The following is an 11,456-nucleotide window of genomic DNA, read 5'->3' as shown; positions in this document are numbered from 1 at the left end:
GCATGGCCCGGCGCTACCCGCGGTGACGCCGCCGCTCAGCGCTGCGGGGTGATCGTCTGCGTCGGCAGGCGTGCCGGCGGCGCCGGATCCGGTACCCAGATCGCCACGCCTGCGGCGCGCTTCTGCGTCGTCGGTATGCCGATGCCCACGCCGCCGCCCACGTGCGAACCGTAACTGCCGGCACCCACCGACATGCCGACCGGCGAGCCACTGCTGCCCACGCCCATCAGGATCACGCCGTTGGCACCCAGTGCAGCCGCTTCGCGCTTGAGGCGAGCCACGGCGGCATCGGTCTGTCCCTGCGTGCCGAAGCCCACCGCCGAAGACGATTCCAGCTGGGCGATTTCCTGCGAACCGGCGGGCGGCGTCGAATAGATCTGCACCTGGGACGGATCGATCGGCGCGCGGGCGCGGCCCAGCATGACCTTGGAGGTACTGGCGCAACCGGCAACGGTCAGCAGCATGGCCGCCAAGGCGACCCAACGGATGTTCATGGCGTATACCCCTGTAGGACTGGTTCGGATCATCAGCCGGGCACTCTGAATCGGCGCCAACATCGGGGCTCGACCCATGGCCGCACGCTAGCACGGGGCCGGTGAGGCTGACGGCAACGGCGGTAGGCGGCGCTGCCGGGAACGGCTATGGTTGGCGCATGAACAACCACGGGAGGGCGCTATGGGTGTGATCAGTCTGTTGTGGGGCGTGCTGGCGCTGCTGTGGATGATCCTGGCGTTGATACCGCTGCTGGGCTGGGGCAACTGGTTCCTGATCCCGTTCGCCGCGGTCGGCGCGATCATCGCCGCGCTCGGCATCCTGTTCACCCACCCCAGCAAGCGCGGCCGGGCGTGGACCGGGCTGATCCTGAACGGCATCGTGGTGGTGGTCGGAATCCTGCGCCTGGGGCTGGGCGGCGGCGTGATCTGAGCCGGCCGGGCCGGTGCGACCGGGCGTCGCAGGGACACGGCCGCCGGCCGGGCAGGGAGTAGAATGGGCGGCTGCGCGAGCCCCCCGCGTGCCTGTCGAACCGCGCCCTGCGCGGCTGCTCCCATGATCATTCGTTCCCGTCCCCACGGCTGGCAACTGCTGTACATCCTGCGTGGCTCGATCGTTCCGGCCATCGCGCCGAAGATGCTGGCCATCCTCGTCCTGTCCATCGCGGTCGCCGCGGTGGTGGAACTGGCGCCGCCGATCGGCATCGAGCGCGTCTCGGTCACCCCGTTCACCCTGCTCGGCCTGGTCCTGTCGATCTTCCTCAGCTTCCGCAACAGCGCCTGCTACGACCGCTGGTGGGAGGGCCGCAAGCTGTGGGGCCAGTTGGTCTTCGAATCGCGCTCGCTGGCGCGGCAGGTACAGGTGCTGCTGGCCGATGACGCACCGCGCCGCCAGCGCATCGGCTACCTGACCACCGCCTTCGCCCATGCACTGGCCGCGCGCCTGCGCGCCCGCGACGTCGCGCTGGCGGCGGTGCCATGGCTGGACGAGGAACAGCGCGGGCAGCTCGCCCAGCGCGGGAACGTGCCCGATGCGTTGCTGGCGATGATCGCCGCCGAACTGGCCCAGGCCCGTCGCGCCGGCACGCTCGATTCCATTCTTTACGTCCAGATGGAAGAGCGCCTGCACGCGATGTCCTCGATCCAGGCTGGCTGCGAACGCATCCTGACCACCCCGCTGCCGTTCGCCTACACCCTGCTGCTGCACCGCTGCGCGTGGATGTTCTGCGTGCTGCTGCCGTTCGGCCTGGCCAGCTCGCTGGGCTGGGCCACGCCGGTGCTGTCGGCGGTGCTGGCCTACGCCTTCTTCGGCCTGGACCAGCTGGGTGAAGAAATGGAAGACCCGTTCGGCCTGGAGCCGAACGACCTGCCGCTGGACGCGCTGGTGCGCACCATCGAGATCGACCAGCTCGACGCCCTCGGCGAACGCCCGTTGCCCGCACCCCTGCTGCCGCAGGGCTACCTGTTGCAATAGCCACTCCCCGGAGCCTGCCATGCCTCATCCCCATTACCGCCCGCGGCGCATGCGCCATGACGAATTCTCGCGCCGCCTGATGCGCGAGAACACGCTGACCACCGACGACCTGATCTATCCGGTGTTCGTGCACGAACCGGCCGGTCGCGTTGCGGTGCCCTCGATGCCGGGCGTGGAGCGGCTGTCGATCGAAGAGCTGCTGAAGGTGGCCGAGGAAGTGCTGGAACTGGGCATCCCGGTGATCGACCTGTTCCCGGTGCTGGATGCCTCGCAGAAGTCGCTGGACGCCTCGGCGGCGTGGGCCGAGGACGGCCTGGCGCAGCGTGCGATCCGCGCGCTGAAGTCGCGCTTCCCGGAGCTGGGGGTGATGACCGACGTGGCCCTGGATCCGTACACCACGCACGGCCAGGACGGCATCATCGATGACAAGGGCTACGTGCTCAACGACATCACCGTCGAAGCGCTGGTCAAGCAGTCGCTGTCGCATGCCGAGGCAGGCGCGGACATCATTTCGCCGTCGGACATGATGGATGGCCGCATCGGCGCGATCCGTCGTGCGCTGGACGCCGACCACCACCTCAACGTGCGCATCATGGCCTACTCGGCCAAGTACGCGTCGGCGTTCTACGGTCCGTTCCGCGATGCGGTGGGCAGCGCGGCCAGCCTCGGCAAGGCCGACAAGAAGACCTACCAGATGGACCCGGCCAATGGTGACGAGGCGATGCGCGAGATCGCCCTGGACCTGGAGGAGGGCGCGGACATGGTGATGGTCAAGCCGGGCATGCCGTACCTGGACCTGGTGCGGCGGGTGAAGGAAACCTTCGGGGTTCCGACCTTCGCTTACCAGGTCAGTGGCGAGTACGCGATGATGAAGGCGGCGTTCGCCAACGGCTGGCTGGACGAGCGCGCCTGCGTGCTGGAATCGCTGCTGGGCTTCAAGCGTGCCGGCGCCGATGGCGTGCTGACCTATTTCGCGCCGCAGGTGGCGCGTTGGCTGCGCGAGCGCTGACAATAGCGCCCACGACGGACGGAGGAACACGCGATGGGACCTGAAATGGGTTGGATGCAATGGCTGATCTGGGGCACCGGTACGCTGGTGTTCGGGGCCATCATCGTCGGCGTGTTCGTTGCCGCCTGGCGCGCCGCGCGGCGCCCGCCCGAGCAGCTCTCCGCTGCCGCCCGGGTCGCCCGCGAGCAGGCCGTGCCGGAAAGCGTGCAGGCCGAACTGGCCGCACTGAACCGGCGCAAGGACAACGGCCAGCTCAGCGAAGCGGAGTACGAACAGCAGCGCGCGAAGGTGCTGTCGCGCTGAGCGCCGTGGCCCGGGACCCGGGCCATCCACGCATGGCGTGGATCTACCGGTAGTCGCCAACCTTGGTTGGCGGTCTTGTTTCTGTGCCGACCAAGGTCGGCACCTACCGGAGCGGGGGGCGGTCGGTATCCACCGAACGCTCATCCACGCATGGCGTGGATCTACTGCATGCACCCGGGCACTGCCGCCACCTTCGGCACGGCCAGCCGGTATACATCCACGCCACCGGCGCGGGGCGACTTCGCCGCGCTGCTGGCCACCATCATTTCGCCCGGTTTGGCGTTGTCGACCACCGGCGCGCCGGTCCAGCCGCTGGCCTGGTTGAACGACAGTCCGATCGGCTGCGGCGCAGCGCCCGTCCATGCACAACCGCTGGTCCAGACCTGCGCGGTGTCACCGCTGCCACGGCTGAAGGCCACCGCGCCAGCGCTGCCCAGCCAGTCGCCATCGGTTTCATCGGCGGGGCTGTTCAATGCCTGCAATGCCGTCGCCGGGCCTCGCACGCCCTGCGCGTCCAGCGCGGCCACGAACAGGTCCCAGCCGGCACCACGGCCCTGCTGGCGGGCAAACAGCAGCTGTCGCCCGTCCGCGCTCAATGCCGGCCCGCGCTCTTCATGGCGGCCACCATCGCCTGCCAGCGCTTGCGGCGCCCCTACGCTGCCATCGGCGGCGATCGCCGCCCGGTACAGCCCCGACCGGCCCTCGCGGCCTGCGGCGAACAGCAGCCAACGTCCATCGCGGCTGAAATACGGATCGCGCACCTCGCCGGACACCGCCAGCGGCAACGCCTGCGCCTGCTGCCAGCGGCCGTCGACCACGCGCGCCTGCCACAGCCCCCAGCCGGCCTCGCCACGGCGGGCGAAGACGATGCGCTGGCCATCGGCGCTGATCGTGGCCCGGCCTTCATCGGCACGGGTGGAAACCACGCCCATGCCTTCGATGCCGTACTCGTTCAACGCCATCGCCACCGGGGCAGAGAGTAGACTGGCGGCGAGCACCAGCAGGGTCGGGGCGATACGCATCATCCAGGTCCATGCACGAAAGAGCACCAGTCTAGCCAGCTTGAGGATTCCATGACCGATCGTTACGCCGTCTTCGGACACCCCGTCGCCCACTCGAAGTCGCCGCAGATCCATGCGGCGTTCGGTCGCCAGGAAGGCATCTCCCTCGACTACCGCAGCATCGATCTCGCCCCGGACGCATTCCTGGCCGGGCTGGAGGCGTTCGCCTCCGAAGGCGGTGTCGGTGCCAACGTCACCTCACCGCACAAGGAAGCGGCGTTCTCGGTGTGCACTACGCTGACCGCACGCGCGCGCCGCGCCGGCTCGGTCAATACCCTGCTGCGCAAGGGCGACCGCTGGCACGGTGACACCACCGATGGCATCGGCCTGGTGCGTGACCTCACCGACCGCCACAGCCTGGACCTGCGCGGACGCCGCGTGCTGCTGCTGGGCGCCGGTGGTTCGGCGCGCAGCGTCGCTCCGGCGCTGCTGGATGCCGGCATCACCGAACTGGTGGTGGTCAACCGCACGCCGGAACGTGCCGATGAACTGATCGATGCCATGGGCGAGCCGGGCCGCGCGCTCAGCCGCTACTGGGACGATCTGCGCGACCTCGGCGATTTCGAGCTGATCCTCAACGCCACCTCGGCCGGCCGCGATCGCGACGCCGAGTTCAAGCTGCCGCTGTCGCTGGTCAATTCGATGACCACGGCCGTCGACCTGAACTACGGCGAAGCCGCCATCGCCTTCCTAGCCTGGGCGCGCGCCGCGCAGTGCCGCAACACGGTCGATGGCCTGGGCATGCTGGTCGAGCAGGCGGCGGAGAGCTTCCTGCAGTGGCATGCCGTACGCCCGCAGACCGACGAGGTCTACCAGCAGCTGCGCGCTGGTGCCGGCGCCTTCGCCGGGCAGGACTGATCGATGGATACCCAGGCGCTGATGGTCTCCCTGCTGACCATGGTCGGCGTGCGCCTGCCGGTGCTGATTGCCCTGTGCGTCGGCCTGGTCTGGGTGATGGGCGCGCCGCGCGATCCGGCACGTACCGGTGCGCTGACCGGCCTGCTGCTGTTGCTGGCGTCCAGCTTGGGCAGCCTGCTGGCCAACCTGGTGCCGATGTGGATGGTCAGCAACGGCGACTTCGGCGCGATCTCGCAGCTGAGCACCGTGCTGGGCGTGGTGCACTTCGGCCTGGCGATGCTGGATGCCGTCGGCACTGTCCTGCTGGTCTGGGCGCTGGTACGGTTGCTGCGGCTGCGCGCCGCTACACCCTGACTCCGATGGCGGCCTTGGCCGCGTCGGTAGTGTTGCGGGGCGTGCATCCAGCCATCGCGCGACGCGGCTGACCCTGTTCAGCGCCCGCGCCTCGGAGCCTGTGGCCGGCCATGCGACAATGGCCGGCCTGACCCCGCTACGGTAGTTCTGGCGTGACCGAAACCGTCGCCGCTCCACGCAAGCTCGATGACACCTTGAAGGACGCGATCCGCAAGGCGTACACGACGCTGCAGGCCAACACCCCCGGCTTCTCCACCCGCCGCTCGCAGAGCCAGATGATCGGCGTGGTGTCGCGTGCGCTGTCCACCAGCGGTGGCGTGGGCGTGGTCGAGGCGCCGACCGGCGTTGGCAAGAGCCTGGGCTACCTGACCGCCGGGGTGCCGATTGCCCTGGCCAGCAAGAAGAAGCTGGTGATCAGCACCGGTACCGTGGCGCTGCAGTCGCAGCTGGTCGAGCGCGATATTCCGAACTTCCTCAAGGCCACCGGCCTGGAGGCGACCGTTGCCCTGGCCAAGGGCCGCACCCGCTATCTGTGCACGCGCAACGCCGCCGAGGCGCACGGCGAGGGCGCGCAGAACGGCATGTTCGAGGACGAGCAGCCGCTGTTCGACCGCCCGCTGGCGCCGATCGAGATGGACATCGCCAAGCGCCTCACCGTGGCCTTCACCAGCGGCAGCTGGGACGGCGACATCGACAACGCACCGGAAACCATCAGTCCTGGCCTGCGCAGCCGCATCACCACCCCGGCCTCAGGCTGCGCGGGGCGACGCTGCGCGTATTCGGCGCAGTGCGCGGTGCTGCGCTCGCGCAACACCGTGCGCGATGCGCAGATCGTGGTCACCAACCACGCGCTGCTGCTGTCGGCGCTGTCCATTGGTGACAGCGACAACGGCCAGCCGATGATCGCTGCGCCGTCGGACATGCTGCTGGTGCTCGACGAAGGCCACCACGTGGGCAACGTGGCCATCGACCAGGGCGCGGCCAGCCTGGCATTGGATGAAATGGCCAAGCGCACCGGCCGCCTGCAGATCCTGATCGCCGGTGCCTACCGCGCAGTCGACAAGGATCGCCTCGGCAACCTGCTGCCGAACGAAGCCATCGACGCGGCCAGCAACGTGGCCAAGGGCCTGCGTGCGTTCCGCGACCACGTCGAGGCGGTATGGATGCCGGCGCCGGCCGACGAGGAGCCGATGTGGCGCGCGGCCAACGGACGCCTGCCCGAGGCTTGGCGCGAGCCGATCGAGGCGCTGGCCGACGATACCCGCAGCCTCTACAACTGGGCGCACGCGGCCACCGCGCAGGTCGCCAAGGGCAAGCCGGACGATCCGGCGCGCGAGCGCCTGCAGCGCAACCTCGGCATGGCCCTGGAGATGATCGAGCAGCAGTACAACCTGTGGCAGGTCTGGCGCCGCGAGGACAAGGAAGGCGCGCCACCGATGGCGCGCTGGGTGACCGCCACCCGCGATGGCGACCTGGTGCTGCATGGCTCGCCGGTGTCGGCCGCGCACGTGCTGCGCAAGCTGTTGTGGGATGAAGTGGATTCGGTGGTGATGACCTCGGCGACGCTGACCGGTGGCGGCGATTTCCAGGCGCTGGCGATCGACAACGGCATCCCCGAAACCGCCGAGATGGTCTCGCTGTCCTCGCCGTTCGACCTGCCCAACCAGGCCGAGCTGATCGTCCCGCCGTTCCCGGTCACGCCCGATGACCGCGAAGGCCATCCGCGCGAAGTGGCGCGCTACATCGGCAAGGAACTGGACTGGACGAAGGGCTCGATGGTGCTGTTCACCTCGCGCTGGAAGATGGAGAAGGTGGCGGGCCTGATGCCGGCCGCCAAGCGCAAGCAGGTGCTGGTGCAGGGCGAGATGTCGAAGACGCGCATGATCGATGAACACCTGCGCCGTGTCGCCGCCGGCGAGGGATCGGTGCTGTTCGGGCTGAACTCGTTCGGCGAAGGCCTGGATCTTCCCGGTGAGGCCTGCACCACGGTGGTGATCACCCAGGTGCCGTTCGCGGTGCCGACCGATCCGCAGACCGCCACCCTGAGCGAATGGGTGGAAGCGCGTGGGCTCAATGCGTTCAACCTGATCGCGATCCCGCATGCGCTGCGCACGCTGACCCAGTTCGCCGGCCGCCTGATCCGCACCTCCACCGACACCGGGCGGGTGATCATCCTCGACTCTCGCCTGCTGACCCGCCGTTACGGCAAGCGCATCATCGACGCGCTGCCGCCGTTCAAGCGCAGCATCGGCTGAGCCCGCGCGCTGGTAGCGCCGGGCCATGCCCGGCGGAGAGCCTCAACCGCCTTCCGGCTTCCGGCAGGCCGGGTTGCCCATCGCATTGTGGTAATCGCGGTCGAAGCAGCGCAGGAAGGCATCGAGCACATCGAGATTCGGCGGCCAAGGGGCATCCACCTGCTGCCCGCCTTTGGTAGTGAAGCGGAAACGACCGTTCTTGATGTTCTCCGCCATCGTGGGTGGCGTCGGTATCGCGACCAGCGCGGCACGTGCCTTTTCCAGTCCGCTGCGATCACGCCGCAGGAACGCGATCGTGCCGTCCACGTAGGCGTTCCAGTAGCCGGGGTCGGTGTCCTTCAGCTTGTAGGTGCGCTGCATCAGCGCAATCGCCTGCGCGGTTTGCCCAAGCTCCGCGCGCAGCTGCCCTTCGTGCCAGATGAGGGTGGTGTTGCCCGTCGCCTTGGGCAATGCCGCATACGCGGCCAGCAGGTCCGCGGCTTCCTGGGTGCAGCCGCGATCGGCCAGCGGGCGCCAGCCCCCGTCCATGTCCTGGTCGAACATGCCCGGTTCCATCGCCAGCATCGCCGCGCGGTCGTAGCTGCAGTCAGGGGCCTGCGGCGGTTCGGCGCTCGCGCCCATGGCCACGGCCAGGGCGAGGAAAAGTGACGTCATCACAACCTCCGTGTCGGTGATATTGGGATACCTTAGCGGACTACGAGGGAGGCTGCCGGCCAACGGCCGGCACTATCGTCTTCAGTCGCCGAGCAGGGCGGTGTTGCGCACGGCGCCCTTGTCGGCGCTGGTGGCCAGCAGGGCATAGGCCTTCAGCGCGCTGGTGACCTTGCGTGGTCGCGGTGCGCGCGGCTTCCAGCCCCGTGCATCGGCGTCGGCGCGGCGCTGGGCCAGCGTCGCCTCATCCACCAGCAGGTCGATGCGGCGGGCCGGGATATCGATGCGGATGCGGTCGCCATCCTCCACCAGTCCGATCACACCGCCGCTGGCCGCTTCCGGCGAAACGTGGCCGATCGACAGGCCCGAGGTGCCACCGGAGAATCGGCCGTCGGTCAGCAATGCGCACTGCTTGCCCAAGCCTTTCGACTTCAGGTAGCTGGTCGGGTACAGCATCTCCTGCATGCCCGGGCCGCCCTTCGGGCCTTCGTAGCGGATCACCACCACGTCGCCGGGCTTCACTTCATCGGCAAGAATGCCGGCCACGGCGGCGTCCTGGCTTTCGAACACGCGCGCATTGCCTTCGAACACGTGGATCGATTCGTCCACGCCTGCCGTCTTCACCACGCAGCCGTCGACGGCGAGGTTGCCGCGCAGCACGGCCAGCCCGCCTTCCTGCGAATAGGCATGTTCCAGCGCACGGATGCAGCCCTCGGCGCGATCCCGGTCCAGCGACGGCCAGCGCGTGGCCTGGCTGAAGGCTTCCTGGGTGGGAATGCCGGCGGGGCCCGCCTTGAAGAAGGTGTGCAGGGTGTCGTTGTCGCTGCGCATCACGTCCCAGCGATCCAGTGCTTCACCGAGCGTGGCGCTGTGCACGGTCGGCACCGAGGTATCCAGCAGGCCGGCGCGATCCAGTTCACCGAGGATGCCGAACACACCACCGGCGCGGTGCACGTCCTCGATGTGGTACTTCGGCGTGTTCGGTGCCACCTTGCACAGCTGCGGCACGCGCCGCGACAGTGCATCGATGTGGGTCAGGTCGAAGTCGACCTCGCCTTCCTGCGCGGCGGCCAGCAGGTGCAGGATGGTATTGGTCGAGCCGCCCATGGCGATGTCCAGGGTCATGGCGTTGGCGAACGCGGCCTGGGTGGCGATGCCGCGCGGCAGCGCACGCGGGTCTTCGCCGCCATACCAGCGGTGGCAGAGTTCGACGATCAGGCGGCCGGCGCGACGGAACAGTGCTTCACGGTCGGCATGCGTGGCCAGGGTGGTGCCGTTGCCCGGCAGCGACAGGCCCAGTGCTTCGGTCAGGCAGTTCATCGAGTTGGCGGTGAACATGCCCGAGCACGAACCACAGGTGGGGCAGGCGCTGCGCTCGTAGTCGGCGACCTTCTCGTCCGAAGCGCTGTCATCGGCAGCGACGACCATCGCGTCGACCAGGTCCAGCTTGTGCTCGGACAGCTTGGTCTTGCCGGCTTCCATCGGTCCGCCGGAGACGAAGACCACCGGGATGTCCAGGCGCAGCGCCGCCATCAGCATGCCGGGGGTGATCTTGTCGCAGTTGCTGATGCACACCAGCGCATCGGCACAGTGGGCGTTGACCATGTATTCAACGGCGTCGGCGATGATCTCGCGGCTGGGCAGCGAGTACAGCATGCCGTCGTGGCCCATGGCGATGCCGTCGTCCACGGCGATGGTGTTGAATTCCTTGGCGACGCCGCCAACCTGTTCGATCTCGCGCGCGACCAGCTGGCCAAGGTCCTTCAGGTGCACGTGGCCGGGCACGAACTGGGTGAAGGAGTTGGCGATGGCGATGATCGGCTTGTGGAAGTCGCCATCCTTCATGCCGGTGGCACGCCACAGGGCGCGGGCACCGGCCATGTTGCGGCCGGCGGTGGAGGTGCGGGAGCGGTATTCGGGCATGGCTGGCGGAACGGGCGGGCCGTACGACGTGGGGGTCGGTTGATCATGGCGGAGTTTTTCGGTTGCTGCTGCAACCACCGGGTGGGGTTGGGCAGGGCTGCGCCCTGCACCTGCCGAATCAACGTCAACGTCAAAATCAAAAGCGGGCTATCCGCGGGATGGCGGGTGGGTCCGGTGGCGGGGACGCCGTAAATACGTCCATGTAGGCTCGGTCGCGCCTTGCTCGTGTGCGCTGTCCTGCGCACACGGCAAGACCAGGGTTGGGCGTCCTGCCCAACCCGCCCGAGGCATGCCTCGGGCCCATGGCGCTCACGCCCCGCAACCGGACCCAGCCTGCCTTCGACAGGTGGCCGTGGCCAGTAGATCCACGCCATGCGTGGATGAAGCTCGATAGGAACGACGAAAATGAAATTCCGTTCATCTTTCCTACTTTGCCGATTCCGGTTGTTGGCCCGGATTTGGCATGATGGGGCATTGTTCCGACTTGAAGGCATGAGGCCATGAAACGTTCCCGCACCACCGCGCTGCTGCTGATGAGCGCTGCGCCGCTGCTGTTCACTGCCTGCCAGAAGGAAGAGCAGGTGCAGGTGCAGGAAGGCCTGTATACCTCGGTGGAGGCCTGCACCGCGGCTACCGCTGATCCTTCGGCGTGCCGCAATGCGTTTGCCGAGGCGCAGAAGAAGTCTGCCGACGCAGCGCCGAAGTACGCGACCAAGGAAGCCTGCGAACAGGATTACAAGCCTGAGCAGTGCGTGCAGCAGCACACCTCGGCCGGCACCTCGTTCATCGGTCCGATGATGATGGGCTTCTTCATGTCGCAGATGCTGAGCAACCGCGGTGGCCTGGCCCCGCAGGCGCCGGCTTCGGCACCGGCCTACCAGGACAAGAGTGCCGGTTGGGCGCGTCCTGCCCCGGGCGGCAGCGGCGGCCTGAACACCGCCAGCGGCATCGGCGCGGGCAAGGCCGGGCTGGCCCCGGTCACCAGCGAACCGAACCGTGCGGTGACCGCCAGCCGCAGCGGCTTCGGCAGCACCAGTGCGCGCCGCAGCGGCAGCAGCGTCGGCGGCTGATCGACCC

12 protein-coding genes are annotated in these 11,456 nt (G+C 68.4%); 8 read left to right on the top strand and 4 right to left on the bottom strand.

All coding sequences use genetic code 11. The features are described 5' to 3' along the window. Positions 1–35 precede the first annotated feature (35 nt). A complete protein-coding gene (locus tag D0Y85_RS19565) occupies positions 36–494 on the bottom strand; it encodes a hypothetical protein (protein WP_025877548.1) in 459 nt (152 codons plus the stop codon). A 181-nt stretch (positions 495–675) separates the two neighbouring features. On the opposite strand from D0Y85_RS19565, the gene D0Y85_RS19560 reads away from it, so the two are divergent. The 4 genes from D0Y85_RS19560 (at position 676) to D0Y85_RS19545 (ending at position 3,277) form a co-directional block, all read left to right on the top strand. After that, positions 676–924 (top strand): hypothetical protein, encoded by a 249-nt coding sequence (locus D0Y85_RS19560; protein WP_032952021.1) that lies wholly within the window; start codon positions 676–678, stop codon positions 922–924. 123 nt (positions 925–1,047) lie between these two features. Beyond that, positions 1,048–1,965 (top strand): bestrophin family ion channel, encoded by a 918-nt coding sequence (locus D0Y85_RS19555; RefSeq protein ID WP_117311693.1) that lies wholly within the window; start codon positions 1,048–1,050, stop codon positions 1,963–1,965. Between the two features lie 19 nt (positions 1,966–1,984). Next, a complete protein-coding gene (gene hemB / locus D0Y85_RS19550) occupies positions 1,985–2,974 on the top strand; it encodes a porphobilinogen synthase (RefSeq protein WP_117311692.1) in 990 nt (329 codons plus the stop codon). A gap of 33 nt (positions 2,975–3,007) precedes the next feature. Beyond that, the gene (locus D0Y85_RS19545) at positions 3,008–3,277 is read left to right on the top strand and encodes an SHOCT domain-containing protein (protein WP_025877541.1); all 270 of its coding nucleotides are present in this window, start codon (positions 3,008–3,010) and stop codon (positions 3,275–3,277) included. A gap of 161 nt (positions 3,278–3,438) precedes the next feature. On the opposite strand, the gene D0Y85_RS19540 is transcribed toward D0Y85_RS19545, so the two are convergent. Beyond that, positions 3,439–4,302, bottom strand: a complete 864-nt coding sequence (locus D0Y85_RS19540; RefSeq protein ID WP_117311691.1) for a PD40 domain-containing protein — start codon at positions 4,300–4,302, stop codon at positions 3,439–3,441. A 48-nt stretch (positions 4,303–4,350) separates the two neighbouring features. Here D0Y85_RS19540 and aroE point away from each other — a divergent pair, with 48 nt between their 5' ends. From aroE to dinG, 3 genes are all read left to right on the top strand, one after another. After that, the gene (gene aroE / locus D0Y85_RS19535; RefSeq protein ID WP_033832490.1) at positions 4,351–5,196 is read left to right on the top strand and encodes a shikimate dehydrogenase; all 846 of its coding nucleotides are present in this window, start codon (positions 4,351–4,353) and stop codon (positions 5,194–5,196) included. 3 nt (positions 5,197–5,199) lie between these two features. After that, a complete protein-coding gene (locus tag D0Y85_RS19530) occupies positions 5,200–5,550 on the top strand; it encodes a hypothetical protein (protein ID WP_117311690.1) in 351 nt (116 codons plus the stop codon). Positions 5,551–5,702: 152 nt separating this feature from the next. Next, positions 5,703–7,805 (top strand): ATP-dependent DNA helicase DinG, encoded by a 2,103-nt coding sequence (gene dinG / locus D0Y85_RS19525; RefSeq protein ID WP_117311689.1) that lies wholly within the window; start codon positions 5,703–5,705, stop codon positions 7,803–7,805. A gap of 42 nt (positions 7,806–7,847) precedes the next feature. Here the strand turns inward: dinG and D0Y85_RS19520 are convergent, their stop codons facing one another. After that, a complete protein-coding gene (locus D0Y85_RS19520; protein WP_240329294.1) occupies positions 7,848–8,522 on the bottom strand; it encodes a hypothetical protein in 675 nt (224 codons plus the stop codon). Positions 8,523–8,540: 18 nt separating this feature from the next. Next, positions 8,541–10,379, bottom strand: a complete 1,839-nt coding sequence (gene ilvD, locus D0Y85_RS19515; RefSeq protein WP_117311687.1) for a dihydroxy-acid dehydratase — start codon at positions 10,377–10,379, stop codon at positions 8,541–8,543. A 500-nt stretch (positions 10,380–10,879) separates the two neighbouring features. Here ilvD and D0Y85_RS19510 point away from each other — a divergent pair, with 500 nt between their 5' ends. Beyond that, complete coding sequence (locus D0Y85_RS19510; protein WP_117311686.1) at positions 10,880–11,449, top strand: DUF1190 domain-containing protein; 570 nt, start codon at positions 10,880–10,882, stop codon at positions 11,447–11,449. Positions 11,450–11,456: the final 7 nt, after the last annotated feature.

It is taken from the genome of Stenotrophomonas sp. G4, from assembly GCF_003428825.1.
GTDB classification, from domain to species: Bacteria; Pseudomonadota; Gammaproteobacteria; order Xanthomonadales; family Xanthomonadaceae; genus Stenotrophomonas; species Stenotrophomonas indicatrix.
This window is presented reverse-complemented; position numbering and strand designations above follow the sequence as displayed.

Coding starts and splice junctions, on each gene's coding strand:
- D0Y85_RS19565 (WP_025877548.1), bottom strand. CDS start 494: ATGAACATCCGTTGGGTCGCCTTGGCGGCCATGCTGCTGACCGTTGCC.
- D0Y85_RS19560 (WP_032952021.1), top strand. CDS start 676: ATGGGTGTGATCAGTCTGTTGTGGGGCGTGCTGGCGCTGCTGTGGATG.
- D0Y85_RS19555 (WP_117311693.1), top strand. CDS start 1,048: ATGATCATTCGTTCCCGTCCCCACGGCTGGCAACTGCTGTACATCCTG.
- hemB (WP_117311692.1), top strand. CDS start 1,985: ATGCCTCATCCCCATTACCGCCCGCGGCGCATGCGCCATGACGAATTC.
- D0Y85_RS19545 (WP_025877541.1), top strand. CDS start 3,008: ATGGGACCTGAAATGGGTTGGATGCAATGGCTGATCTGGGGCACCGGT.
- D0Y85_RS19540 (WP_117311691.1), bottom strand. CDS start 4,302: ATGATGCGTATCGCCCCGACCCTGCTGGTGCTCGCCGCCAGTCTACTC.
- aroE (WP_033832490.1), top strand. CDS start 4,351: ATGACCGATCGTTACGCCGTCTTCGGACACCCCGTCGCCCACTCGAAG.
- D0Y85_RS19530 (WP_117311690.1), top strand. CDS start 5,200: ATGGATACCCAGGCGCTGATGGTCTCCCTGCTGACCATGGTCGGCGTG.
- ilvD (WP_117311687.1), bottom strand. CDS start 10,379: ATGCCCGAATACCGCTCCCGCACCTCCACCGCCGGCCGCAACATGGCC.
- D0Y85_RS19510 (WP_117311686.1), top strand. CDS start 10,880: ATGAAACGTTCCCGCACCACCGCGCTGCTGCTGATGAGCGCTGCGCCG.